A 24,830-nucleotide genomic window follows, 5' to 3' on the forward strand; every position below is an offset into this window, starting at 1 on the left:
GACACAGCTGGATAACGGAGCGACTGACCCCTTGTCAGTGCAATTTCACATTACTACGTTACGCGTCACATGGCGGACCGCGTTCGGGTAAGCGGAGCCGCCAAATGCCATCAGGAGCACGGCAGTTGGCGTGCGATGCCGGCTGCCCGCGTGCTTTCCCTAGAACCCCCACCCTGGGAGCCCTCTGTGTTTCGTTCGAGAACCCTGCGCAGATCCCTGCTCACCGTCGCGACCGCGGTGACCCTGTGCGCCACGGCCGCCCCACTCGGGATGGCCGACACCCCGTCCGCGTCACCCGACCCGATACGCCCGGCCGCCGCCCCCGCGGGCCCGGCCGCACCCGATCCGCACGACAGAGCCGACCGCCGCGCCAAGGCGCCCAAGCCCTCCGCCCGCGTCATCCCGGCGCCCGGCGGCCTCACCGACGGCCGCGTCCCCGGCGCGCGTACACCCAAGCCCAAGCACAAGTCGGCGGCGGCCGGTTGCACCCTCGACGACGTCACCCGGCTGTCCCCGGAAGCCTTCGCGGACTTCCTCGCCGACCCCGCCGTCACCGCGGAGGGCTGTCTGCGCTCACTGATCTGGACCTGGGACCAGCGCCTCGCCCCGGTCATGTCGGACGCGCACGTCCAGGCCGTCTCCCGTCGCATCAGCTCGCTCGCCGCGAGCCACGACGGCAAGAACGGCAGCCACCTCCTTGAGATGTTCACCTACCTGCACGCCGTCGCGTACCACGACTTCTCCCGCGACGAGATCGACGTGACCGACCCGCCGACCGTCGCCGCCATGCGGGGGGCCATCGACGCCTTCGGCTCGGCCGCCCGTACCTTCGACGTGACAGCCACCAACGCCGAGACGCTGCGCGAGGCCCTGTACGCGGCGAGCGCGCCCGGCCTGCGCCAGCACCAACTGCCGCTCATCAAGCGGGTCCTGAAGACCATGGACGCCAACCGGCCGGGCACCCACAAGGACCGCGGCTGGGCCGGGGCCGCGCTCGCCGGCCTCTCCCTGAACTACCTCGGCATCTACCCCGGCAACAAGGACACCGCCTTCCATGCCGCAGTGACCAAGGACCCCTCCTACCGCGCCGCCTTCAAGGCGTTCGCGGGCCACACCCACCTGAAGGGCACGGACAACGCCTGGCTGGTGCGCGACACCCTCCTCGAGTACGGCCGCATGGGCCAGGTCGACACGCTCCGCGCCGAGATCGTCTCGGGCCTCGGCCCGCTGCTCGACGTCACATCCCGCAACTTCGGTGCCCTCAGCGCCCCGTGGGCGAAGGTGGCCACCTGGCTGGTCGAGTTCGAGGCCTGCGCCCCGTACAAGGTGTGCCGCGAGGACATCGAGAAGCTCCTGTTCCCCCGCACGGACAACTACGGCAAGGCGGGCACGGACGGCATCGTGGTGCGCTCCGCGCTCGACCGCGCCACCATCGACCAGCTCTACTACGCGAGCAAGCAGGTCAAGGCGCAGTTCCACCGCGTGGTCGGCTCCACGGAACCCCTGGCGGGCGACCCCAACTCCAGCCTGCGCGTGGTCCTTTACGCCTCCCGCGCCGAGTACGAGAACTTCCAGCCGCTCCTGACCGGCCTGAGCACCGACAACGGCGGCATGTACATCGAGCAGGGCGCCACGTTCTACACCTACCAGCGCCGCGTCCCCCAGGACTCCTCACTCACCCTCGAAGAGCTGTTCCGGCACGAGTACACGCACTACCTCAACGGCCGCTGGGCCGTGCCCGGTTTCTTCGGCGAGGGCCCCTGGTACCAGGGCGACCGCACCACGGCGATGGACGAGGGCACCGCCGAGTTCTTCGACGGAGCCACCCGCGACGACGGCATCAAGGTCCGCAAGTCCCTGGTCAAGGGCATCATCGCCGACACGGCCAACGGCGGCCCGCGGATGTCCGTGAACCAGATCCTGCACGCCACGTACGAAGGCGACGGCTTCCGCTTCTACAACTACGCGGGCACGTTCTTCGAGTACCTGTGGGCCAAGCGTCCCGCGCAGCTCAAGGAGATGTACCGGCTGCTGCGCGCCAACGACCCGGCGGCCTTCGACGCCTGGCGCAACCGCCTCGGCGGGGACGGCAACCTGCAGCGCGAGTACGACGCGTTCCTCGACGAGCAGATCAAGAAGGTCGACGACCTGTTCGTGCCGGACACCAAATACGTGCCCGTCGACCAGCTCCGCGCCGGTTCGGCCGACCAGGTCCGCGACTCCATCAAGGCGACGACCGGAAGCGCGACGCAGTGCGCCCCCGGCGGCTCGCAGGACCGCCCGGCCTTCGCCTGCACGGGACGCATCACGGCCCGGCTCAGCGACTCGGGCAACAAGGACCTCGTCTTCAAGGACATGTCCGAGACGGTCGACTACTTCATCCTCGACCGGGCCAAGGGCGGCGAGAACAACCTCACCGACATGAACTGCTCGTTCGGCGAGGTGGACATCTGGTCCGACGGCAGCGCGGGCTCGGCGGACTTCCGCTGTGAGGGCCCGCTGCGGGGCTGACGTCCCGCGGATCGGGCAAGCAGCCCGTGCGGTGCCGGACCGTGGACGGCCACGGTCCGGCACCACCGGCTAGGGGCGGTTGTCCACCAGGTCCTGGATCTGCGGATAGATCTTGTCCATGCGGGTGCCCACGTTGTGCGGGCAGGAGCCGCCCCAGTGCAGGGCGATCACCTTGTGGGACGAGCCGGCAAGGACCGGGGAGCCGGAGTTGCCGCCCGAGGTGTCGCAGGAGTACCCGACGTCCTCGGTGCCGAGCTGGGGGTTCCGCACTCCGCAGAACGCTCCGCCGTCACTCTCCTCGTAGATCGATATGCGCTTCGGCTTGGTGTCGCCGTGGCCCGCGATGTAGGCCCGCTCGTTGGCGATCGGGGCGCGGGTCTCCAGGAACAGGGTGCCGAACTGGGCGATCTGGTCGAAGTTGTCCACGCTGAACAGCGAGAAGTCGAGCGCCGGCGAGGTGCGGAGCAGGGCGTTGGCGCCGACCTTGGTGCCGGGACGCGGGTTGTTGCCGCCGCAGGTGGCGCAGTCGTAGTCGAACTGCACCTCCATGGTGTCGAGTTCGGCCTGATTCTTCACGCAGTGGTTGTTGCTCATCATGTGGTTGCCCCGGCCCACGCGCCAGGCCGTGCACCAGCCGCCGCCGTTCTTGAGCATGCGGGCCACTCCGCGCGAGGCGGCGTACTGCGCGGGATGGCTGGTGCGGTAGCAGACCGCGTCACGGCGGCCGTCGGCGCCGCACACGCTGCGCGGGTTGTTGGCGGTGATCTCCGCCTCGCTGTAGCCGCGCCAGTAGCGGTCGATCGAGGCCTGCGAACCCCGCTTTCCGCGGGTGTGCAGGGTGACCACGGCGGTGTCGCCGTCGACCGACATCGCGGCGAAGCCGGTGCGGCCGTGCCGGGTGAAGCTCGCGTCGCCGCGCGCGGCGGCCTTGAGCGTCGGATCGGAGTGGTACGTGTGCACCTCGCGTCCGGTCGGGTCCGCCACCGTCACGGAGTCGCCGGGGGCGAGCTTCAGCCGGGCGAAGTGCACTTTGACGTACGCCGCTCCGCGGTGCCGGATCTCCTGCCGGGCCGGGTTGCCGGCGGATCCGAGCTCGAGATCGACCGCCTTCTCCTCGCCGACGGTGGGGATCGGGGCGGGCTGGGCGCGGGGCGGCGCGGATTCGCCCGCCGCCGTCGGGGCGACCGGAACCAGGATGGTCGTGGCCACTAGAGCGGCGGCCACGATGATGCGTCTCAACACGGGTACCTCCTCGGTGGGTTGGCCCGAAGCGGACCGCTGCGCGGTAACGCGCGACCGCTTCGACGCACCAAGAAGAATAGGTGTGGACATGACAATCCGTGAGGGGTGTACCGGCCAGCGCCCCCCCCGAGGGAACGTCTTCTCGGGGGCCCAGTGTGGCTGGGCCGCCCGAGCTCCTCGGCACCGCTGCCACGAACTAGGCCGCGGGCTTCGCCCCTTGAGGCGGGTCGGCCCGCCACTCGGCGGCGATGCCCCGGATCAGGGGCGGGTAGACGAACAGGTGCCGGAACGGCGCGATCGCGGCCATGTAGGCCTTCCCGAACAGGCCGTTGGGCTTGACCAACACCGCCATCTGGCCGCGGTAGCCGCCCGCACCGTCCGGGACCCAGCCCAGGTGCATCACCCCGTGCATGGTCCGGTTGCTGATCTCCGACGCCCACTCGTTGTCCGTCAGGAAGACCGAGCGGAAGGGCAGGCTGCCGAACTGCGGCCCGGCGGGACCGTCGCGCAGATCGTCCGGCAGCCGGTCCCGCAGTGTGGCCACCCGGGAGCCGACGCCGGAGCCGGGCTTGTCCCAGCCGAACAGCTTCCCGAGCTTCCAGCGGATCGCGAAGAGCGCGCGGGCGATCCGGGACGGGTTGTCGGACGTGTCGCCCCGGGTGGTCTGCCGCACCAGGTGCGGGAAGTCGTCGGGGCCGCCCGGCGTCGGCAGCGCCCACACGTCGTAGAGACGGAAGTCGGGCGTGATCTCGTGGATCCGCCAGGGCAGGGACGTGTGCGCGGAGTTGGGAAGCCTCATGCGTGGAACCTCCGTCTGCTCGGTTTCGGGTTACGACGGGGGAGTGAGTCCCAGTACGCCCGCGACGGCGCGCGCCGCGAACAGCTCGTCGTCAGGGGCCTGGCCGGCCAGCGCGATCACGGTCCCCTCGAGCGCGCCGACGAAGGCGAGCGCGAGGGCCCTGGTCGGCCGGCCGGGCGGTATCGTGCCCGCCGCGCGCCCGGCGTCGATGAGGCCGGCGCAGCGGGTGAGGAGCGTCTCGTAGTTCCGCTCGACCTCGCGCCCGACGGGATGGTCCTGCCCGCTGAACTCAAGGCGCAGCGCGATCGGTACGCGCGCCACGTCACGCCGGCAGAAGACCGCGTGGCCGCGCGCGAGGGTGAGCAGCGCCGCCACGGGCTCCGGCTCCTGCTCGACGTGACGCGCCACCTCGTGCCAGTAGGTCTCGCGGAACCACGCGCACACGGCCAGGGCCAGGTCCTGCTTGTCCTTGAACTGGTGGTAGAGCGCACCGCGCGTGTATCCGGCCTCGCGGGCCACCTGCTCCAGCTTGAGATGGCCGTATCCGTGGCGGGACAGGCCGCGTGCGGCCGATTCGAGCAGCGCGGTGCGCGAGCGCGCGCTGCGATCGGCCTGGGTGGCGCGGGTCCGCATGGCTGCTCCGCTCGGTCGTCGCATCGAATGGTCGAAGTCCTGCTGTACGGAGGTCAGTTGCCCGTCCGTCGACAGCAATCGTACATGCATGTGTGTATGTTTTTGGTGCCGCGATCAGCATGCCGAGCTCGAACGGTCGTACCTAGCCGCCTGGCCGTCGCACCATGTAGACGTCGACAGGGTCCTCGGCCTCCACGGTGAACCCGTGACGCTCGTACAACCGCTGGGCGGCGCTGCCCTGCAGGACGTTCAGGCGGACGAGCAGGCCGTCGGCATCGGTCCGGCCAAGCAAGGTGCGCAGGACGGCCGAGCCGAGCCCCCGGCCCTGGACGTCGGGGGTGAGGTAGAAGTGCTCCAGCCGCCGCCCGTCCTCCGCCGGCCGCAAGGTGACGCAGCCCGCGAAGGCGTCGTCGGCCGAGACGACGGAGGTGTGCTCGGGGGAGAAGGAATCCCGCAGCCGCTGCCGGACCCGGTGCTCGTCGAACCGGCCGAGACGCTCCAGGTCTCGGCGCAGCACCGTCGCCCGCAGCTCAGCGATCGCCTCGACGTCCGTCGGTGCGGCGGGGCGCATGGCCCATTGCACGCACCGGTCCGCCTGGAAGCCGGGTACCGGCTGGGGCATCGGTATCGCGTCCGACTCCGTACTCGCACTTGTATGCGCATTCACGGCGGGAGTATGCCAGCGGGCTGCGGCCTGGCCCGGACCGGACCGGGTGTACGGGTAGTGCGGATGATCATCTTTTGAGTAATGTGCACCACCACCGGAAACCGGACAGCAGTTCGCGCACTGTCATGGAGTGAGGGCGGCGCGCAGGACAAGGGCCTGAAAGTGAGCACACAGATGCAGCCGACCTTCGTATTGGTTCATGGAGCCTTCGCGAACTCCTTCTCCTTCGCGCCGCTCCAGGCCGAACTCGGCCTCCTCGGCCACCGTTCGGTCGCGGTCGACCTGCCCGGCCACGGCTTCGCGGCGACGTACACCCGCGCCTACCAGACGCCGCAGGACCCCGAGGGGCTGGCCGCCGCGCCCGGCTCGATCAAGGGCGTCACGCTCGCGGACAACGTCGCGCACCTGATCGGGATCCTGGAGCGGGCCAAGCAGAACGGTCCCGTGGTACTCGTCTCGCACAGCCGCGGCGGCATCACGGCGACCGCCGCGGCCAACGCGCGCCCCGACCTCATCGACCGCATCGTCTACGTCTCCGCCTGGTGCCCGGTCCTCCTCGACGTCGGCGACTACTACGCCGAGCCCGAGATGGCCACGGTCGACGCCGCCTCCCTGGCCCTGGCGATGGCCGGGAACCCGGCCGAACTCGGCCTGCTCCGCGTCAACTTCCGCACCGCGGACCCCGACGCCCTGGCGGCGTTCAAGGCGGCCTTCCTCGCCGACGGCACCGACGAGGAGTTCCTGACCTTCCTCAACACCTTCCAGCCCGACGAGAACCTGGACGTCGGCACCTCCGCCGACCGGGCGCAGGCCGAGACCTGGGGCCGCATCCCGAAGACCTACGTGCGCCTCGCCGACGACACGAGCATGCCGCTCGCCCTGCAGGACCGGCTGATCCGCGAGGGCGACGAGCTCACGCCGGACAACCCCTACGACGTCCGCACCCTCGCGGGCAGCCACCTGAAGTGGCTGGTCGACCCGGCACCGGCGGCCCGCGTCCTGGGTGAACTGGCCATGTAGGGGCAGTTTGTGGGCGAAACCCGCCTTTTGTATTCCCGTGCGCTGCTCGCGGGTAGGAAGGAGCTCATGTTTCTTTCTTGCGGGCAGGGTGGTTCCGACGGGCACGGGAGCAGCCATGGTCAGTAGGCGGCATGTGCTGGCGGCGCCCGTCGGGGCGGCGGCCGTCGCGGCACTGGGTGTGCCTGCCGGGGCGGCCCCCTCTGGCGTGGCGGGGGAGCCGCCGGTCGGCGTGGACGGGCGGCCGGACTGGGGCGCGGTGCGGGCGCAGTTCCGGCTGGAGCCCGGCTGGGTCAATCTGGCGACGTTCTATCTGGCGCCGCAACCGCGCGTGGTGCGTGCGGCGGTGGAGCACCTGTGCCGGCAGATCGACGCCAACCCGCTGTCGGTCACCGTGGGCCTTTCCCTGCCCGACGGCCCGACCGGGTGGCCGCGGGTCAGGGCCGCCCTGGCCGACTACCTGGGGGCGCGGCCCGAGCACCTCGCGATGACCACCAGCACTACCGTCGGCCTGGGCGTGGTCTACAACGGGGTGCGCACCAAGCCCGGTCAGGAGTACGTGCTGAGCGGCAACGACCACCACTCCCACGTGGAAGCCGCCCGGCTTGCAGCGGACAAGCACGGTGCCCGAGTGCGGCTGTGCTCGTGGTTCCACGACCCGGCACAGGCCACCGCCGAGGAGATCACACGCACGATCCGCGAGCAGATCCGTCCCGACACCAGGGTCCTTGGCGTCACCTGGGTGCAGTCCAGCACCGGGCTGCGGATGCCGGTGCGTCAGATCGCCGAGGTCGTACGGAAGGCCAATGAGGGCCGCGCAGAAGCCGACCGCTGTCTCCTGGTCGTCGACGGGGTGCACGGACTGGCCGCCGTCGACGACGACGGGGCACGTATGGGAGCCGACATCCTGGTCGCCGGAACGCACAAATGGCTGTTCGGGCCCCGCGGCACCGGACTGGTGTGCGTGTCTCCCCAGACGCTCGACCAAGTGCGGCCGACGTTCGCGAGCTTCATGCAGGGCGGTGGGGCGGCGCCCCTGTCCCCGGGCGGCTTCCTGGCCTTCGAGCACGCCTTCGCCCTTCCGGTGTCCGTCGCCTTCCACCAGGCGCTCGGCCGGGCCCGTGTCGCCGGCCGCATCACCGAACTCTCCACCCGGGCCAAGCGAGGTCTGGCCCGCATCCCGGGCGTGACGCTGCACACGCCTTCGGCACCCGAGATGTCCGCGGGCATCACCTGCTTCAGCGTGCGCGGCCGCGGCCACGAAGAGGTCGTGGCGCTCGCCGCCGAGCGAAAGGTCAGGCTGTCCCACGCGTCCAACCTCGACCGCCCGTACCCGCGCATGGGCACCGGCATCATGAACTCACCCGACGACGTCGACACCGCGCTGACGGCGATCGCCGACATCGCCCGCTGAACCGTCGGCAGTGGGTCCCCTCCAATCCGCGCCCTGACCGGAGTTGTCAGTGGCCGTTGCGACGATGGACGCATGACCTCCACGATCGACGATGGACGGACAACCTCCACGATCTTCGACCGGCTCCGGTCCGGCGGCTTCGAGCAGGCACTGTTCAACCACGACGCGCAGACCGGGCTGCGTTCCCTCGTCCTCATCCACGACACCACGCTCGGCCCCGCCCTCGGCGGCGTCCGCATGCACCCGTACGAGACCGAGACCGCCGCCCTCGAAGACGGCCTGAGGCTCGCGGAGGCCATGACCCTCAAGGCCGCGGCCGCGGGCCTCGCTCTCGGCGGCGGCTGGAGCGTCGTCATCGGCGACCCCGCACACGACAAGACCGAGGCGCTGCTGCGCGCCCACGGCCGCTTCGTCGCCACCCTCGGCGGGCGCTTCATCCCCGTCAACGACGTGGGCACCACGCAGGCCGACCTGAAGGTGATCGGCACCGAAGCCGCACCGGTCTGCGCCGACGGCGATCCCTCGCCGATGACGGCGCTCGGTGTCCTCGAAGGGATACGGGCGTGCCTCCGCGCCACCGGCGGCGACGGGAGCCTGCGGGGCGTGCGGGTGTGCGTCCAGGGCGCGGGCAACGTGGGCGCCGCCCTCGCCCGCCTCCTGGCGGCGGAGTCCGCGGAGCTGCTGGTGTCCGACATCGACCCGCGACGGGCCGCCGCCGTCGCCCGAGCCGTCGGAGCACGCGTCGTCGACCCCGCGACCGCCGCGATCACCGAGTGCGACGTCCTCGCCCCCTGCGCCCTCGGAGGCGTCGTCAACGACCGTACGCTGCCCGAGCTGCGCTGCCGGATCATCGCGGGCGGCGCGAACAACGTACTCGCCGCCCCCGAGCACGCCGCCGCGCTGGAGGCCCGCGGAATCCTCTACGCGCCCGACTTCTGCGTCAACGCGGGCGGCCTGGTCTTCCTCGAGGAACGGCTCCTCGGCCACGACGACGCCCGAGCCGAGCACCGGGTCCGCCAGGTCGGCGAGCGCGTCGCCACGGTCATCGAGCACGCGCGCCGCTCCGGCGTACCCCCGACGGAGGCCGCGCTCACGCAGGCGAGGGCACGACTCCGCGCACGCTGACGTGCCCCGTCCCTTCGCGAGGCGGCCAACTGGCAGTCAGCCCAGGTCAATTGGCGTACGACTAGTGGCGCACCCCTCGATACGTCCTGCCCCCACGCCGTGGCAGCGCCGCCGGTACCTCCTCGGGCGTCGCGCTCGTCTCCACCGCCAGGTGCAGCTCCGTCCTGGTCGTCGCCGACGACAGGTCCAGGGCGAGGAGTCGGCCGCACTCGGCGAGCCAGGTCGTGAGGGTCGTCCGGTGCAGGCCGAGCGCGGCGGCGGCCGGGGCGGTGCGGCCGCGGTGGCCGAGCCAGCAGCGGAGCGCGATGCGCAGGCGGGTGTCCAGCGGTTCGAGCAGCGCGGACGCCCAGCGGTCGGAGTGTTCGGGGGTGAGCAGGTCGGCGGGCAGGGGCGGGTGGGGGCGCAGTCGGGTCGGCGGGGCCGTGGTCGTGGGGGTGGGCGGGGTCGGCTGCGGGGGTGAGGCTGAAGGTGAGTTCGGAGGTGGGGGAGGTGGGGGAGCGGTCGTCTGCGGGGGAGCGTCCGTCGACGGGGGTGTGCCCGTCGGGTCGGCGGCGGTCGTCGGTCCCGCAGCGGCTGTCGGTTCCGCGGCGGTCGTCGGTCCCGCGGCGGCCGGGGCCCGTAGCGCGAGGAGCAGTTGGGCCTGCACCGTCGGGTCGTCCAGGTCGGCCGCGAGCAGCGCTCGGATGCCGCGCAGTCGGGTGCGTACCGTTCCCTCCGCCACGTCGAGGGCCTGCGCGGCGGACAGAGCGGAGCCCGAGCGGAGCCATGCCTCCAGGGTGCGGCGCTGCTCGCGGTCCAGGGGCTTGAGGACGGCCGCGGACCACGCGGCGAGCCGGTCCGTCGGTACGACGCGCAGCAGCCCGTGCGCACCGAGGCCGGTCGCGGAGGTGAGGCAGCCGACGGTGGCGCTGTTGCGTGCCGTGCCCGCCTCGGCCCAGGCGGTGGCGAACATGTCCAGTGGCGCGGAATCCGCTGCCCCGCCCGCCAGATGGTGGCGGTCGGCGACGCGGGCCACGAGGGAGAGCAGCGAGTTGTGCTCGTCGTGTGCGCCGTGCAGGGCGACGACCACCAACTCGGCCCCGTCCAGGCAGAGGAGCATGCGCGTGCCGCCGAGGGACGTGCCGGGCTGCGCCGCCCGCCACAGCGCCTGGTAGGCGGTGTGCACGGCGCGCCCGGTGAGCCGGTACACCGTGGCGTGCGTGAGCTGCGTGGCGGCGGTGCCGCCCAGCACGTCGGCGGCCAGGGGGTGGTGGCCGTGCAGGAGCAGGCGCAGCACGGCGGAGTGCAGGCGCTGTTCGGCGCCGCGCACCTCGTCCGCCCGCCGGGCCCGCACCCGCAGCAGGTCGGCGGTGGCCCGCGCGATCAGGCCCGCCTGGGAGGCGGGCGTCCTGCGCGGGCCGAGGACGAGGACGGTGCCCGCGGCGTCGGTCACCTGATGGATGGTGAGGTGCGGGTGGGTCTGCGGGTGCGCGGCCGCGCGCTCGCCCTCGGGCCCGGCCGAGTGCGGGGTGCTGTGGACGGCACCGGCCACCGGGTCCACCAGGACGGCCCAGCCGTCGGTCAGCTCGGCCGCCTCGGCGATCAGCGCCGCGCCGGAGTGGGCGGCCGCCCGTGTGAGCCGCCGCAGCACCTGGCTCGGCAGGTCCTGCCCGGCGGCGGAGGGCGCGGGCCCCGCGTGCTGCGGGCGGCCCGCGCCGCTCGCCGTCATGAGATCCGTGCGACGCCGCCCCAGCCCGCACGCACGGTCAGGCGGCCGGTGGTCGCTTCGGGCCGCCAGTTGGGCCAGGACACATAGCCGGGCTCGACCAGCTCAAGGCCCTCGAAGAAGGCCACCGTCTGCTCCGGCTCACGGAAGATGTACGGAATGGCGCCGGAGCTGTTGTACGCCTCCTGCACCTCCCGGTGCTTGTCGTCCGCGGCGGTGGAGTGGCTCAGGGACACGTAGCTGCCCGCGGGAAGGCGCGCGATGAGGCGCCGTACGAGGGAGAGACACTCGTCCCAGTCGACGATGTGGCCGAGCACATCGTTGATCACCAGGGCGACGGGCTGGGTCATGTCCAGGGTCTTGGCCGCGCCCTCCAGGACGGCGTCCGTGTCGCGCATGTCCGCGAGTACGTAGTCCATGGCGCCCTCGGGCGTGCTCTTGCGCATCGCGTGGACGTGCAGCAGGACCAGCGGGTCGTGGTCGACGTACACCACCCGGCAGTCGGGCGCGATGCGCTGTGCCACCTCGTGGGTGTTGTTGGCCGTCGGCAGGCCGGCGCCGACGTCGAGGAACTGCCGGATCCCGGCCTCCCTCGCCAGCCATGTCACGGTGCGGATGAGGAAGCCGCGCGACTCCTGGGCCATCGGCTCGATCAGCGGGTACTTGTCGCGGTAGGCGTCGCCCGCGGCCTGGTCGGCGGGGAACCAGTCCTTGCCGCCCAGCCAGTAGTTCCAGACGCGCGCGCTGTGGGCGACGGAGGTGTCTATCTGCTGGGGGTCGGTGGGCTCGGTCAAGACAGTGCCTCTTTCGACTTGTCGGGGTGGAGGGCGATGGCACAGGAGTAGTCAAGGAGCAGGCGGTAGTCGGTGACGGTCGCGGACGCGTCCCACACGTCGGCGCTGCCGGCCGGGCCGCCCTCCCGGACCACGCGGTCGGGAATCTCCCGTGCCTCGACCCTGTAGACGGTGATCGCGGGGGTGCCGGTCAGGGCGTGCGGCGGCCCGTCCAGGGGGTGGATCTGCAAGGTCACGTCGGGCCCGTCGACGGCGGCCCGCAGCGCCGCCACCTGCTCGGCCATGACGTCCCTGCCCCCTACGCGGGTGTGCAGCGCCACCGCCGACATCACGGCCCAGATGCGCGTCTGCTGGGCCCGCAACTGTTCTTGACGGATCATCAGCAGTTCGGTGCGCGCGTCCTTCTCGGCGGCGGACAGGTCGGGACGCAGGGCGTCGTCGACGGCGCGGGCGTAGGCCCGGGTGCGCAACAGGGCCGGGACGAGGGCGGGTTCCCAGGCGCGGATCATGCTGGCGGCGGACTCCACGCTCATCAGGTCGAGCTGCCACGGGTCCATGGCGGCGCGCCACGGATGCCACCAGCCGGGGAGGTTCGCCGTCGCGAGCTTGCCGAGGAATTCGTCGATCTCCGCGGCCGGTAATCCGTACGCCCGCAGCAGCGACCGGACTTGTCCCTCGTCCAGGGACGTCTGGGCCTGCTCGATGCGGCGGACGGTCACCGGATGGGCGCCGAGCGCGTCCGCGGCGTGCTGACGCGTCAGCCCCGCCGCCTCGCGCAACATTTTCAGCCGGGTGGCCAGAACGAGGTGCGCGAGGGTCGGGCCTGACCTTTCGCGGGCCACGAACTCTCCTTCCGGCACTCACCGCAACTTGCGGACACTGCACACCTTGTCGCTTGCAATCTCTGTTCGCAACCCTTTGAGTGGGTGAGGAGATATCACCAACGCCGCGGGCAGAAGCGGGAGATGACGTGCTGACACTGGGCGCGCTGGTCGGCAGGGCTGAACTCGAGCTCGCCTTCGCCGGGGGAATCGACGCGGCCCGGTACGAGCCCGCCGGGGTGGCCGGACTGACGACCCTGACCCTGGCCCAGCTCCTGGAGGGCGAGCCCCAGCGACGCCTCGAACCCGGATCCCTGGTCCTGGTCACCGGGCTGCCGTTCCGCCTCCGGGGCCACGCGGAAGTCGCCCTGGAAACGCTCCTGGAACAGTTGGCGCTCGACAGGTGCGCAGGCCTCGTGGTGAACGCGACACCGGCTCCCCATCAGCCCTTCCCGCAAGCGATACGCGACCTGTCCAGCGCACTCGCCGTCCCCCTCCTTGTCACCACCGCGCCCCTGCGGGAGTGGGTCAGGACGCGCCACCGCTTCCAGGAGAGCAGGCTCTCCGGCGCCGAGCGCCGCGCCGCCCAACTCGCCACCCTCGTCCAGCAGATGCCCACCCAGCTCGCCGACCCCAGAGCCATGCAGCGGATCGCCGACTGGCTCGCGCGCGCCCTGCACGTACAGGTCCTCGTCAGCGAACCCCAGCGCGTCCTCGCCGCCTCGCCCGCCACCGCCGCCGAGACCCTGGCACCGGCGATCATCCACCGCTCCGTCGGCGCGGCCACGCCCGAGCAGCACACCCGCCTCATCACCCTCGCCCCGGCCCACGGAGCGGACACGGTCCTCGCCGTCGCCCGCACCGCGCCCTTCGACGACGCCGACGTACGCCTCCTCGGCCAGACCGCGAAGCTCCTCGGCCTCCTCGACCAGGCACGCCGTGAATACCGCGCGGCGGCCGACGCCTCGCGCGCCGCCCGGCGGGCCGCCGTGGAACTCCTCCTGGACGCCGAGGTCGACAAGGCACGACGGGTCATGGCCCCGCAGGCCCCCGGCCTCCTGGAGCCGGAGACGGCCCGTGTCTTCGTCATCGAGACCCCGCGCACCCACCGCGACGCCGCTGCACGCCGGTGCGAGGCCGTCACCGCGGGCCGCGCCCTGGTGATCGCGGACCCGCGCGCGGAGCGCAGGATCCTGGTCGTACAGCCGATTCAGGTGCCCGCGCGGGCAGCAGGACGGGGCAGTGCCGTCGCGTCCGATGCGTACGACACATCCGGCGCCGGCGGCACAGCCGCGCTGCCCGGCGGATCCGCGGGCGCCTTCGAACTGCCCGGCACCTCCGGCGTGCCCGCCGAACTCGCCCGCGTCGTGGCCGCCTTGGGCGCCGACGCGACCCTCAGCGGCAGCGGCATCTACTCCATGTCCCTGCTCGCCGACGCGCTCAAAGAGGCCGTCGCCGCCCAGCGGTTCGCGCTCCACCAGCCCGACGCGCTCGCGCTGTCCGCGCACCACACCGACCTGGTCGGCCTGCTCCCGCCGCGCGACGCGCAGCGCTGGGCCAGGAATCTCCTCGACCCGCTGATGCGGCACGAGACCCAGTGGGAGCAGATGCGCGAGACGCTGGCCAGCGCCCTCGCCCACCCCTACACGGTCGCCGCACGGCGTCTGCACCTGCACCGCAACACCGTCACACGGCGCGTGACCCGGGCGGCCGAAGCCCTGGACGTGGACTTCGGCACGGTCGCCGACCGCATCGCCGTCGGCCTGGCCCTGGAACTGGTCACGCAGCGGGAACACCCCGCGGGATCCGCAACCCTCGACGGCGCGCCGCCGACGCTGCCCGCACTGCTCGCCGCGCCCCAGGTCCTCGCCTGGGCGGACACCCTCCTGCACACCGCCCGCGGCGATCGCCGGGACCTGCTGACCACCGCCACCGTCTGGCTCACGCACGACGCGCACATCGAACCGACCGCGCGCGCCCTGGGCCTCTCGGAAGCCACCGTGCGCTCCCATCTGCGCGCCCTCGAGCGGCACATGGCCCGCGACTTCAGCTCCCTGAACGGCCTGCGCGATCTGCAGTTCTCCCTGCACGTCGTGACCGGCGACCTCGACGTCGCGGACAGCCGCGGCGTGCTGTGCCCAGCGACCTGACGTGACGCACGAGCCGCCGCGACAGTCGCAACGCGGTCACCCGCGACGGTCGCCACGCGGTCACCAGGCGGGCAGCTCGCGGTGCGGCTGGTCGCGGTGAGGCTGCTCCCGGCGCGGGTGCTCGCGCTGCACGCGCTCGCGGTGCGGGCGCTCGGCGTCGCCCGGCCGCCGGGCGAGAGCCGCGGGGAGCTCCCCGCGACGGCGGATGCCGAGCTTGCGGTAGGAACTCGTCAGATGGGTCTCGACGGTGCGCCGCGCGAGGTGCAGGAGCCGGGCGATCTCGGTGTTCGTGCGGCCGTCGGCGGCGAGTGCGGTGATGCGCCGCTCGCTGGCGGTCAGGGCCGCCGACCCGGTGTGCGCCGCCGTGGTGCGGCGGGCGCCGCCCTCGCGCAGCACCCCCTCGGCCAGGGCCAGGAGCCGGACCGCGCCCTTGCGTTCGGCGCGCTCGGCCGCCTCCCGCAGCGGATCGCGGGCCCGCGCCCGTTCGCCGACGGCCGTGAGCAGCCGACCCTGGTCGATCAGAGCCATGATCAGTTCTGTCTCGGCCGGTGCGTCCCGCAGTTGTCGTACGGCCTGGTCGGTCAGCTCCAGGCCGTGCCGGCCGCCGGTCGCCGCGCCCAGGACGCGCAGGGCCCGGCCGATCTGACGCGGCGTGTTCCAGACCGAGGCGAGCCGCAGCTCCTCTTCCGCCAGGGCGAGCGCCTGCTCGGGGCGCCCGAGAGCCAGCTCGCACTCCGCCGCGGCGGTACGCCACGGAGTCACCGCCGGGCTGACCACACTGCGTGCCGCCTGCCGGCGCCCGCACTCCAGGAAGTCGTCGCGCGCGCCCGCCGTGTCACCGTCGGCGGCGCGCAGGACCCCGCGTGCGTACAGGAAACGGTTCGGCTCCCAGGAGTCGGGCGCGTCGCGGAGGTCGAAGGCGCCCGCCAGGGTGCGGGCCTCGTCCACGCGGCCGGTATCGACCAGCGCGACGACGGCGTGGGCGTGGGCATTGGTCGGCGCGCGCCGGCCGTCGTGCGCCTCGGGGGCCCGGAGCACGGCGGGATCGGCGAGCAACTCCGCGTACGAGCCGCGCGCGGCGGCGATGTCGGCCCGCACGTTCAGCAGGGCCGCGTGCATCGGATGCAGCAGCGACGTGCTCTGCCCGGCCAGACCGCGGTCGACCAGGCGCTCGGCCTCGTCCAGTTCGTCGGCCCACTGCGCGATGGCCGCCGTGGTGCCGAGGAGGAAGGACTCGCCCAGCGGTTCGGCGGGCTCCTTGAGCAGGGTGCGGACCCGGTCCATGGCGGCGTGCGCGGACAGCAGGCCTGCCGTGGACTCGTAGCGCACCAGGAGCGCCTGCCCGGCCGCGCCGATCAGGTCCGGCGAGTGCTCGGCACGCTCGCGCAGCCAGCCGTACATCCGCCGCCGCACCTGCTGGTCGTGGTCGGCGAGCAGCGCGGAGGCCGTCTGGAGCGTGCCGACCAGGTCCGGATGGTCCGTCAACTGCCGGTCCAGGGAGCGCAGTACGTTCACCGCGGCCCGCGCCTCGCCCTGCCCGGCGAGCGCCGTGCCGAGCGCCACCGCCGTACGCACCCGGCCCTCGGGGCTGCTCGCGAGCTGCAGCGCCTGGGCGAGCCGGGGTATGCCGACCGCGGGCAGGGCGGAGGCGAACTCCAGGGACCCCAGTTCGGTGAGCACCTCGGCCCGGCGGGCGGACGTCATCGGTTCGTCGAGCGCGCGGCGCAGGAAGGCGACGGCGTCGCCGGTACGACTCTCGCGGACGGTGACCGCCGCGGCGTCCAGGAGTATGCGGGTGGCCCAGGACTCGCCGACCTCGGGCACCCGCAGGAGCTGTCCCGCCACGGCTTCGGCGGGGTCGCCGCGGCGCAGCATCGCCTCGGCCGCGAGCCGGTGGGCCTGCTGCCGCCGGGCCGCGGACCAGCCGCTCAACACGGCGTCGCGCAGCAGGGGATGGGCGTAGCGGAGGCGGCCGTCCGGGGCGGGGCGGAGCATCCCCAGGTGGGTCATGGCGGTGAGCCAGCCGTGCACCCGCGCGGGATCGGCGCCGGTCATCCCGGCGAGCAGAACCGGATCGCCGTCCGCGCCCCGGGCCGGATCGTCGCCCCTGCTCAGGGCCGAAGGACCGTCCGTGGCCGAAGGGTTGACCGTGCCCGGAGCGCTGTCCTCGTCCATGGCGGCGAGTGCGCGGGCCACCTCGGCGGTCGCGCTTCCCGCGCTGTCCAGCCACCAGGTGACCGCGGCCGGGTAGGAGCCCGGGTACAGCGCCGCGCAGGTGTCCGGCAGGGCGGTGGGACGGGGGCCGTCCGGCTCGGCGGTGCGCAGGTCGTCGAGGAGGGCGCGCAGCAGCAGCGGGTTGCCGGCGGCTGCCCGCACGCAGTCGTCCACCCAGGCCTGCGGGGGCGCGTCGCCTACCTGCGAACGGACCAGTTCCGCGGCCGTGTCGGGGGCCAGCGGGGACAGGGTGCGGGTGCGCACGAGGGCGGGCGAAAGGGCGTGGGCGAGACCGGACAAGGGAGGTTCGACGTCGTACTGACTGCGCTCGGTCGCCACGAGCAGCACCGGTATCCGGTCGAGCTGGCGGGCGGCCGCCATGAGCCAGTTGCGGGACTGGGCGTCGGCGAGGTGGATGTCGTCCACGGCGAGCAGCAGGGGCTTCTCGGCGGCCAGCGCGAGCAGTTCGCGCCACAGCTGCGAGGCGTGGTCGCTGCGGCGCGTGGCCTCGGCGGCGTCCGGTGTCTCCGGGGAGGCCTGGGCCGGGCACTTGAAGTCCGGTCCGGCGCGAAGCAGTTGGGTCACGGCGGTGAGCGGCGCGATGGAGTGGGCCGTGCACCGCACGCGCAGCACCCGCATGCCGTGTGCCTCGGCGTGTTCGGCGGCGGCCTCCAGGAGGGTGCTGCGGCCGGTGCCGGTGGCGCCTCGCAGCAGCACCAGGCGGCCGGAGCCGGACCGGGCCCGCCCGGCCTCGGCCGCCACCAGCCCCATCGCCTCGCGGCGGTCGCGGATCGGGTCTGGTCGGGACATCACTGCCTCCTGCTGTCGTGGTCGTGCCGTGGTCGATCTCGTGGTGCGCCTCGTGGTGCTCCACGATTGTCCGGACCATTGGTGAAGGGGAAGTGTGGATCGTGCCTATCTGCCACAGCTTTCACTGGAGCATCCGGGCGCGACGCCGACATCGAGGAGGATGGGGAAATCCGTTGAACGGTTTATTCCGGACCAAGGGGGGCGTCCCGGCGGGGACCCACGACGGCATGGTTTCGGCCGGACCCACGGACAGAGTCCCGGCCCAGGTCAGAGCCGTGGTCAGACCCCCGGTTCCGGTCGCGGCCGCGGACCGGGACCCGACCCGAGCCGCCGAATCCGTCCGCGCGCCACACCCCGCGCACCGGATCCCGGTCGTCGTCCACACCACGGATCCCATCTCCCGCGCGGGCGCGCTCAGCCTGCTCGGCCAACACCCGATGATCGACCTCCGTGACGAGCGGGAGGCCGGGCCCGGAACCGTGGCCGTACTGATCTGCGAGACGCCCGACGAGACGACACTGACCTCGCTGCGCAGGCTGGTGCGCAGCGAGGGCGCCCGCGCCGTCCTCGTGGTGAGCGCCGTGCGGGAGGCCGAACTCCTCGACGTCATCGAGTGCGGTGTGGGGGCCGTGGTCTGGCGCCACGAAGCCACCGCGCACCGCCTGTTGCAGGCCGTCCTCGCCGCCTCGCGGGGCGACGGCGACCTTCCCTCCGACCTGCTCGGCCGGCTGCTGAGCCAGGTGGGCACGCTGCAGCGGTCCGCCGCCGGCACCAGCGGCGCCCCCGCCTCGGGGCTTGCTCCGCGCGAGGCGGACGTGCTGCGCCTGGTCGCGGAGGGCCTTGACACCGGAGAGATCGCAAGCAAGCTCTCCTACTCCGAGCGCACGGTCAAGAACGTCATGCACGGCCTGACCACCCGCCTTCACCTGCGCAATCGCGCCCACGCCGTGGCCCATGCCCTGCGGGAAGGCTACATCTGACCGCGCGGGCACCCCAACGGGTCGCGCGGGCAGGCGAGTCGGCCCCTTCGCCGTCCCGCGAGGATCGGGTCGCCGCCGAACCTGCGACGCATCCGGGAAGGGCCGAAAATCGCCCCCTTCCGGACGAAGTCGGTCCGCTTCTGTGGGTGGCGAGCAAGGGCGAGGTATCGGGCATCGCGAAAACCGGAGGCGCCCGCTGCCTCGACTGGGTACGGTGTACGCTATTGAGCCGGGCGGCCGCGCAGCCGTGCGCCCGCAGGCCCGCGCCGCGACCCGTACAAGGAGCCCCCCCGTGAAGCTCACCCCCGCCGACGCCCACACCCTGATCCAGGTTCGCGGAGCACGCGAGAACAACCTCAAGGACGTCTCCCTCGACCTGCCCAAACGGCGGCTGACCGTGTTCACCGGAGTCTCCGGGTCCGGCAAGTCCTCGCTCGTGTTCGGCACCATCGCCGCCGAGTCGCAGCGCCTGATCAACGAGACGTACACCGCCTTCGTCCAGTCGTTCATGCCGAACGTCGGCCGCCCCGACGTCGACGAGCTGCGCAACCTGAGCGCCGCGATCGTCGTCGACCAGGAGCGGATGGGCGCCAACTCGCGCTCCACGGTGGGCACCGCCACGGACGCGTACACGATGCTGCGCATCATCTTCAGCCGCCTCGGCACACCGCACGTCGGCACCTCGGGCGCCTTCAGTTTCAACCTGCCCGAAGGCATGTGCCCCGAGTGCGAGGGCACCGGCGAGGTCTCGACCGTCGACGTCGACCAGCTCCTCGACCGCGAGCTCTCCCTCAACGAGGGCGCCCTCACCGTCCCGTACTACGCGGTGGACTCCTGGGGCTGGCAGATCATGGTCAACTCCGGCTTCTACGACCCCGACAAGAAGCTGAAGGACTTCACCGAGCAGGAGTGGGCGGACCTCCTCCACAAGGAGCCGGTGAAGGTGAAGGTCGGCTCGAACGGCTTCACGTACGAAGGCCTGATCAGCAAGATGCAGCGCACCTGGCTGGCCAAGGACCGCGACGGACTCCAGTCGCACATCAGGGCGTTCGTGGAGCGCGCCGTCGTCTTCGCGCAGTGCGGGCTGTGCGGCGGCACCCGCCTCACCCAGGAGGCGCTCTCCTCAAGGATCAACGGCGTGAACATCGCGGAGTGCTCCGCGATGCAGATCGACGACCTCGCCGACTTCATCCGCTCCATCGAGGACGCGGGCACCGCCCCGCTGCTCGCCAACCTCCTCGACCTGCTCGACTCCCTCACCGAGATAGGCCTCGGCTATCTCAGCCTCGACCGCTCCTCGGGCACCCTCTCCGGCGGCGAGGCGCAGCGCGTGAAGATGGTCCGCCACCTCGGCTCCAGCATCACCGACGTCACGTACGTCTTCGACGAGCCGACGATCGGCCTGCACCCGCACGACATCCGGCGCATGAACGACCTGCTCCTTCGCCTGCGCGACAAGGGCAACACGGTGCTCGTCGTCGAGCACAAGCCGGAGGTCGTCGAGATCGCCGACCACGTCGTGGACCTCGGCCCCGGCGCGGGCGCGGCGGGCGGCGAGATCTGCTTCACCGGGGACGTGGCGGGCCTGCGCGCCTCCGGCACCCTCACCGGCCGCCACCTCGGCCACCGCGCGCGGCTCCGCGACACCGTCCGCACGCCGAAGGGTCAACTGGCCATCGAGGGCGCCGACTTGCACAACCTCAAGAACGTGTCGGTCGACGTCCCGCTCGGTGTTCTCGCCGTGGTCACCGGCGTCGCCGGTTCCGGGAAGAGTTCGCTGATCCACGGCTATCTCTCCGGGCGGGACGGCGTCGTGGTCGCCGACCAGTCCCCGATCCGCGGCTCGCGCCGGTCGAACCCGGCGACGTACACGAACCTGCTCGGCCCGATCCGCGACGCCTTCGCCAAGGCGAACGGCGTCAAGGCGGCCTTGTTCAGCGCCAACTCGGAAGGCGCCTGCCCCAAGTGCAACGGTCTCGGCCTGCTCTACACGGACTTGGCGATGATGCAGGGCGTCGCCTCGGTCTGCGAGCAGTGCGAGGGCAAACGCTTCACGCCGGAGGTGCTCACGTACCACCTGCGCGGCAAGAACATCAGCGAGGTCCTCGGTATGTCGGTCGCGGAGGCGTACGACTTCTTCCCCACCGGCAAGCCGCACACCATCCTCGGCCGCCTCTCCGACGTCGGCCTCGGCTATCTGCGCCTCGGCCAGCCGCTCAACACCCTCTCCGGCGGCGAGCGCCAGCGCCTCAAGCTCGCCATCCACATGGCGGAGAAGTCCTCCACGTACGTCCTCGACGAGCCCACCACCGGCCTGCACCTGGCCGACGTCGACAAACTCCTCGCCCTCCTCGACCGCCTCGTCGACGACGGCAACTCGGTCGTCGTCATCGAGCACCACCAGGCCGTGATGGCCCACGCCGACTGGATCATCGACCTGGGTCCGGGCGGCGGCCACGACGGCGGCGAGATCGTCTTCACCGGCACTCCGGCCGAACTGGTCACGGAGGGCGACACGCTGACGGCTCGTCACCTGCGGGATTACGTCGGGTCGTGAGCGGGAGGCGGTCGCGGTTACCGCTGTCCCGTCGACAGGTGAATCGTCGCTTCCGCCGCTCCGCTGACATAACATCCCCGGCCAGGCACGGCAGTTGAAGTTTCCGGCATGGTGTGACAGAGGAGCGGCATGAACCTGCGCAGACGACTGTCGGTCGCGGCGATATCAGTGACGGCGCTGACCACATTGGCGACCGCTACCGCCACGGCCGCACCGCGACAGGAGCACCACCCCGGACCCGGGGCGACGGGTACCGCGTCGCACGAGGCGACCCGCAAGGCCATGGACGCCCTCGTCGCGGCCGGAAACCCCGGCGTGACCGCACGCGTCACCGACGCGGGCGGCCCATGGAAGGCCGCGGCGGGCCTCGGCGACATCGAACGCGAGACCCCGCGCGGCGCCGACGACCACTACCGGGTCGCCAGCATCACCAAGACCTTCGTCGCCACCGTCGTGCTCCAACTGGAGGCCGAGGGAAAGCTGGACCTCGACGACACGGTGGGTTCGTGGCTGCCGGGCGTGGTCGAGGGCAACGGCCACGACGGCGACCGCATCACCATCCGGCAGCTCCTGAACCACTCCAGCGGGATCTACGACGTCAACACGGACCCCGAGTACGCGCGCAAGATCTTCACCAAGGACTTCCTCGAGCACCGCTACGACACCTGGACCCCGGCCCAGATGATCGCCATGGCGATGCGCCACGAGCCGCACAACGCACCGGGGGAGGGAGTGCTCTACTCCAAGACCAACTTCCTGCTCGCCGGCCTCATCATCGAGAAGGCCACGGGCCGCGCGTACGGAGACGAGATCCGGCGCCGCATCATCAACCCCCTCCATCTGCGCGGCACCCGGGTGCCCGGCACCGCCACCACCCTGCCGCGGCCCAGCGCTCGCGGCTACGACCTGCTGTCCGGCACACCGGGCAGCACCCTCTACGACACGACCGAGCTGAACCCGTCCTACGCCGGGGCCGCAGGCGAGATGATCTCCAACAGCGCGGACCTGAACCGCTTCTACTCCGCGCTCCTGCGCGGCAAGTTGCTGCCCAAGCGCCAGCTTGCCGAGATGACGACGACCATTCCCGTGCACCCGGACGTGCCCCAGGTGCGCTTCGGCCTGGGCCTCTTCTCGTACCAACTCTCCTGCGGCATCACCGTCTGGGGCCACACCGGCAGCGCACCCGGCTCGTCGTCCGTCGTGGTGACGACGTCCGACGGCCGTCACACGCTCGCGGCCAACGTGAACGGTGACCGGAACACGTACACCTTGCAGCTCGTGGAGGCCGAGTTCTGCGGAGCCTGACACGTCGTCCGACCGCCCCGCCCGAAGCCGCCCCACCCGCCGACGTCCTGGCGGGTGGGGCGGTGGTTTTCTCCCGCAGCTCGCGCCGGTCCGCCATGAGCTCGTGGGCACGTACCTGAAGGTACGTACTTGATCAAGGACCGGTGACCGGGAAGTCTTGTCGAGGCGCGCCAAGCCCCTCGTCCGACACCGCCCCTGTCCTCGCGGCCAGGTGGTCCCGACCCCAGGCGGAGAGCAGTTCAAGCAGTTCATAGAGGTGACGGCCCCGCTCGGTAAGCGAGTACTCGACCCGGGGCGGCACCTCGTCGTAGTCCTCCCGGTGCACGATCCCGTCGGCCTGCAGCTCCCGGAGCTGCTGGGTCAGCACCTTCTCGCTGATGCCGGTGACCAGCCGCCTGGTCTCCCCGAAGCGGCGCGGACGCTCGGAGAGCGCCCACATGACGAACGACTTCCACTTGCCCTCGAACACCCCGACGGCCACACCCATCCCGCACGTGTGCGGATCGGTCACCGTCACGACCTCGGAGTTCCCCATGTCTGCTGCCCCCGTCACCGTTCTCGGCCTGGGCCCGATGGGCCGGGCCCTGGCCTCCGCGTTCCTGGCCGCGGGCCATCCCGCAACCCTCTGGAACCGTACCTCTGGCCGGGCGGACGGCCTGGTGGAGAACGGCGCCGTCGAGACCGGAACCGCCGCGGAGGCGATCGCGGCGAGCGACCTCGTGGTGATCTGCGTCCTCGACCACGACGCCGTCCGCGCCGTCATCACCCCGCACGCCGCCGCGCTCAAGGGCCGCACCCTGGTCAACCTCACCGCCGGTACTCCCGACGAGGCCCGTGCCACCGCCGACTGGGCGGAGGCGCACGGCATCGGATATCTCGACGGCGCGATCATGGTCCCGACGTACCTCGTCGGCGGCCCGTCCACGCTGGTGCTGCACAGCGGCCCGGCCGACCTGTACGAGCGCCACCGGGACACCCTCCAGGCCATCGGTGGCACTTGCGTGTACCTGGGCGCCGACCCGGGCCGTGCGGGGGCGCACGACGTCGCGCTGCTCGACATCTTCTGGACGGCACTGACCGGCGTCGTCCACGCCTTCGCCCTCGCCGGGTCCGAGGGCGTCACCGCATCCGACCTGGCTCCTTACGCCAAGGGTGTCGCCGGGCTCCTGCCCGACGTGATCGATGCGTTCGCCGAGCAGGTCGACACCGGCAGCTATCCCGCCGGGGGTTCCAACCTCCGCTCGGCGGCGGCGATCATGTCCCATGTCCTCGACGCCTCGCGCAGCCGGGGCGTCGACAGCACGGTGATCTCCGCGGCCCACGACGTCGCCCGCCGCGGCATGGCGGCCGGATACGCGGACGACTCCTACGCCCACGTCGCCGAACTCCTCCGCGGCTGAACCTCGCCCACGCGGCCCGCGCCAAACGGTAGGACAAGCTCAGTGCTGGGACGGCGACAGATGGGCGCGCTCGCCCTGCGCGCCGAACAGCGTGAGCAGTTCCGCGGGTCGGCTGTCGGCGCTGCCGATCCAGTGCGGTACGCGGGTGTCGAACTCCGCGGCCTCGCCGACGCCGAGCCGGAACTCCTGCTCACCGAGCAGGAACCGGACGGTTCCGTTGAGGACGTAGAACCACTCGTATCCCTCGTGCGTCTGCAGCTCCATCGTGGGCGCCTGCCCGGCCGGGGGATGGACCACCTTGTACGCCTGGACGCCTCCGGGGCGCCTGGTCAGCGGCACCACCGTCAACCCGTTGCGCCGCACCGGCCGCAGGTGGACGCGCGGGTCGCCGGTGAGCGGCGCCGCCACCAGATCGTCGAGCGGGACGCCGTGCGCCCGCGCCAGCGGCAGCAGTTGCTCCAGCGTGGGGCGGAGCCTTCCGTTCTCCAGGCGGGACAGTGTGCTCGCCGTGAGACCGGTCTCGGTCGCCAGCTCGGCCAACGTGGCGTTGCGCGCCTGGCGCAGGGCGCGCAAGCGCGCACCGACTCCGGCGAGAACGTCTTCTTCGGTACTTCCCATGCGTCCATCGTGCGGATCCGCAACTTTTCTTGCAAGAGCGGAACGGCGGTGGCGATGCTGGCGGCGGA

General features: G+C 72.0%; 19 protein-coding genes. 9 read left to right on the forward strand and 10 right to left on the reverse strand.

The annotated features are described in order from the left end of the window. The first annotated feature begins 186 nt into the window (after positions 1–186). Complete coding sequence (locus tag IEY91_RS31575; RefSeq protein WP_229697341.1) at positions 187–2,511, forward strand: collagenase; 2,325 nt, start codon at positions 187–189, stop codon at positions 2,509–2,511. Positions 2,512–2,580: 69 nt separating this feature from the next. Here the strand turns inward: IEY91_RS31575 and IEY91_RS31580 are convergent, their stop codons facing one another. From IEY91_RS31580 to IEY91_RS31595, 4 genes are all read right to left on the reverse strand, one after another. Beyond that, positions 2,581–3,753, reverse strand: coding sequence for a trypsin-like serine peptidase (locus IEY91_RS31580; protein WP_229697342.1), 1,173 nt, complete (start codon positions 3,751–3,753; stop codon positions 2,581–2,583). Positions 3,754–3,949: 196 nt separating this feature from the next. Then, positions 3,950–4,552 (reverse strand): DUF2867 domain-containing protein, encoded by a 603-nt coding sequence (locus IEY91_RS31585; RefSeq protein WP_164327515.1) that lies wholly within the window; start codon positions 4,550–4,552, stop codon positions 3,950–3,952. Between the two features lie 30 nt (positions 4,553–4,582). Then, positions 4,583–5,275, reverse strand: a complete 693-nt coding sequence (locus tag IEY91_RS31590; RefSeq protein ID WP_229697343.1) for a TetR/AcrR family transcriptional regulator — start codon at positions 5,273–5,275, stop codon at positions 4,583–4,585. 52 nt (positions 5,276–5,327) lie between these two features. Further along, a complete protein-coding gene (locus IEY91_RS31595) occupies positions 5,328–5,807 on the reverse strand; it encodes a GNAT family N-acetyltransferase (protein WP_373288061.1) in 480 nt (159 codons plus the stop codon). Positions 5,808–6,026: 219 nt separating this feature from the next. Here IEY91_RS31595 and IEY91_RS31600 point away from each other — a divergent pair, with 219 nt between their 5' ends. The 3 genes from IEY91_RS31600 (at position 6,027) to IEY91_RS31610 (ending at position 9,408) form a co-directional block, all read left to right on the forward strand. After that, positions 6,027–6,872, forward strand: coding sequence for an alpha/beta hydrolase (locus IEY91_RS31600; protein ID WP_189176629.1), 846 nt, complete (start codon positions 6,027–6,029; stop codon positions 6,870–6,872). 115 nt (positions 6,873–6,987) lie between these two features. Next, positions 6,988–8,283: an aminotransferase class V-fold PLP-dependent enzyme gene (locus IEY91_RS31605; protein WP_189176588.1), complete on the forward strand. Its 1,296-nt coding sequence runs from the start codon at positions 6,988–6,990 to the stop codon at positions 8,281–8,283. A gap of 72 nt (positions 8,284–8,355) precedes the next feature. Beyond that, a complete protein-coding gene (locus IEY91_RS31610; protein ID WP_189176589.1) occupies positions 8,356–9,408 on the forward strand; it encodes a Glu/Leu/Phe/Val dehydrogenase family protein in 1,053 nt (350 codons plus the stop codon). Positions 9,409–9,469: 61 nt separating this feature from the next. Here IEY91_RS31610 and IEY91_RS42045 read toward each other — a convergent pair whose 3' ends face one another. The 3 genes from IEY91_RS42045 to IEY91_RS31630 are packed head-to-tail and all read right to left on the reverse strand — an operon-like array spanning position 9,470 to position 12,749. Then, positions 9,470–11,116, reverse strand: coding sequence for a helix-turn-helix domain-containing protein (locus tag IEY91_RS42045; RefSeq protein ID WP_229697344.1), 1,647 nt, complete (start codon positions 11,114–11,116; stop codon positions 9,470–9,472). Then, a complete protein-coding gene (locus IEY91_RS31625) occupies positions 11,113–11,907 on the reverse strand; it encodes an SAM-dependent methyltransferase (RefSeq protein WP_189176590.1) in 795 nt (264 codons plus the stop codon). Before IEY91_RS31625 ends, IEY91_RS42045 begins: the two co-directional genes overlap by 4 nt. Further along, positions 11,904–12,749 (reverse strand): helix-turn-helix domain-containing protein, encoded by an 846-nt coding sequence (locus tag IEY91_RS31630; protein WP_164327520.1) that lies wholly within the window; start codon positions 12,747–12,749, stop codon positions 11,904–11,906. The genes IEY91_RS31625 and IEY91_RS31630 overlap by 4 nt, the downstream gene beginning before the upstream one ends. 128 nt (positions 12,750–12,877) lie before the next feature. Between IEY91_RS31630 and IEY91_RS31635 the strand changes: the two genes are divergently transcribed. Then, positions 12,878–14,878, forward strand: a complete 2,001-nt coding sequence (locus IEY91_RS31635) for a PucR family transcriptional regulator (protein WP_189176591.1) — start codon at positions 12,878–12,880, stop codon at positions 14,876–14,878. A gap of 60 nt (positions 14,879–14,938) precedes the next feature. Here the strand turns inward: IEY91_RS31635 and IEY91_RS31640 are convergent, their stop codons facing one another. Next, positions 14,939–17,902, reverse strand: a complete 2,964-nt coding sequence (locus IEY91_RS31640; protein ID WP_189176592.1) for an AAA family ATPase — start codon at positions 17,900–17,902, stop codon at positions 14,939–14,941. A gap of 275 nt (positions 17,903–18,177) precedes the next feature. Here IEY91_RS31640 and IEY91_RS31645 point away from each other — a divergent pair, with 275 nt between their 5' ends. The 3 genes from IEY91_RS31645 to IEY91_RS31655 all read left to right on the forward strand — a co-directional run bounded on the left by IEY91_RS31645 (position 18,178) and on the right by IEY91_RS31655 (position 22,744). Beyond that, positions 18,178–18,882: a helix-turn-helix transcriptional regulator gene (locus IEY91_RS31645; protein WP_373288062.1), complete on the forward strand. Its 705-nt coding sequence runs from the start codon at positions 18,178–18,180 to the stop codon at positions 18,880–18,882. 292 nt (positions 18,883–19,174) lie between these two features. Next, positions 19,175–21,439 (forward strand): ATP-binding cassette domain-containing protein, encoded by a 2,265-nt coding sequence (locus tag IEY91_RS31650; protein WP_229697345.1) that lies wholly within the window; start codon positions 19,175–19,177, stop codon positions 21,437–21,439. A gap of 129 nt (positions 21,440–21,568) precedes the next feature. Then, positions 21,569–22,744: a serine hydrolase domain-containing protein gene (locus tag IEY91_RS31655; RefSeq protein WP_189176594.1), complete on the forward strand. Its 1,176-nt coding sequence runs from the start codon at positions 21,569–21,571 to the stop codon at positions 22,742–22,744. A 133-nt stretch (positions 22,745–22,877) separates the two neighbouring features. On the opposite strand, the gene IEY91_RS31660 is transcribed toward IEY91_RS31655, so the two are convergent. After that, entirely contained in the window at positions 22,878–23,279 is a 402-nt protein-coding gene (locus IEY91_RS31660; RefSeq protein WP_189176595.1) for a winged helix-turn-helix transcriptional regulator, read from the reverse strand. Between IEY91_RS31660 and IEY91_RS31665 the strand changes: the two genes are divergently transcribed. Continuing rightward, on the forward strand, positions 23,278–24,144 hold the full coding sequence (locus IEY91_RS31665; protein WP_189176596.1) for an NAD(P)-dependent oxidoreductase: 867 nt from the start codon (positions 23,278–23,280) through the stop codon (positions 24,142–24,144). The two genes, IEY91_RS31660 and IEY91_RS31665, sit on opposite strands and share 2 nt — an antisense overlap. 39 nt (positions 24,145–24,183) lie before the next feature. Here IEY91_RS31665 and IEY91_RS31670 read toward each other — a convergent pair whose 3' ends face one another. Then, the gene (locus IEY91_RS31670) at positions 24,184–24,762 is read right to left on the reverse strand and encodes a helix-turn-helix domain-containing protein (RefSeq protein ID WP_189176597.1); all 579 of its coding nucleotides are present in this window, start codon (positions 24,760–24,762) and stop codon (positions 24,184–24,186) included. Positions 24,763–24,830: the final 68 nt, after the last annotated feature.

It is taken from the genome of Streptomyces lasiicapitis, from assembly GCF_014646335.1.
Taxonomy (GTDB): Bacteria; Actinomycetota; Actinomycetes; order Streptomycetales; family Streptomycetaceae; genus Streptomyces; species Streptomyces lasiicapitis.

Excerpts from the sequence above, each read along its gene's own strand:
- IEY91_RS31585 (WP_164327515.1), bottom strand. The coding sequence starts at position 4,552 with ATGAGGCTTCCCAACTCCGCGCACACGTCCCTGCCCTGGCGGATCCAC.
- IEY91_RS31590 (WP_229697343.1), bottom strand. The coding sequence starts at position 5,275 with ATGCATGTACGATTGCTGTCGACGGACGGGCAACTGACCTCCGTACAG.
- IEY91_RS31595 (WP_373288061.1), bottom strand. The coding sequence starts at position 5,807 with ATGCCCCAGCCGGTACCCGGCTTCCAGGCGGACCGGTGCGTGCAATGG.
- IEY91_RS31600 (WP_189176629.1), top strand. The coding sequence starts at position 6,027 with ATGCAGCCGACCTTCGTATTGGTTCATGGAGCCTTCGCGAACTCCTTC.
- IEY91_RS31605 (WP_189176588.1), top strand. The coding sequence starts at position 6,988 with ATGGTCAGTAGGCGGCATGTGCTGGCGGCGCCCGTCGGGGCGGCGGCC.
- IEY91_RS31610 (WP_189176589.1), top strand. The coding sequence starts at position 8,356 with ATGACCTCCACGATCGACGATGGACGGACAACCTCCACGATCTTCGAC.
- IEY91_RS42045 (WP_229697344.1), bottom strand. The coding sequence starts at position 11,116 with ATGACGGCGAGCGGCGCGGGCCGCCCGCAGCACGCGGGGCCCGCGCCC.
- IEY91_RS31640 (WP_189176592.1), bottom strand. The coding sequence starts at position 17,902 with ATGTCCCGACCAGACCCGATCCGCGACCGCCGCGAGGCGATGGGGCTG.
- IEY91_RS31655 (WP_189176594.1), top strand. The coding sequence starts at position 21,569 with ATGAACCTGCGCAGACGACTGTCGGTCGCGGCGATATCAGTGACGGCG.
- IEY91_RS31665 (WP_189176596.1), top strand. The coding sequence starts at position 23,278 with ATGTCTGCTGCCCCCGTCACCGTTCTCGGCCTGGGCCCGATGGGCCGG.
- IEY91_RS31660 (WP_189176595.1), bottom strand. The coding sequence starts at position 23,279 with ATGGGGAACTCCGAGGTCGTGACGGTGACCGATCCGCACACGTGCGGG.
- IEY91_RS31670 (WP_189176597.1), bottom strand. The coding sequence starts at position 24,762 with ATGGGAAGTACCGAAGAAGACGTTCTCGCCGGAGTCGGTGCGCGCTTG.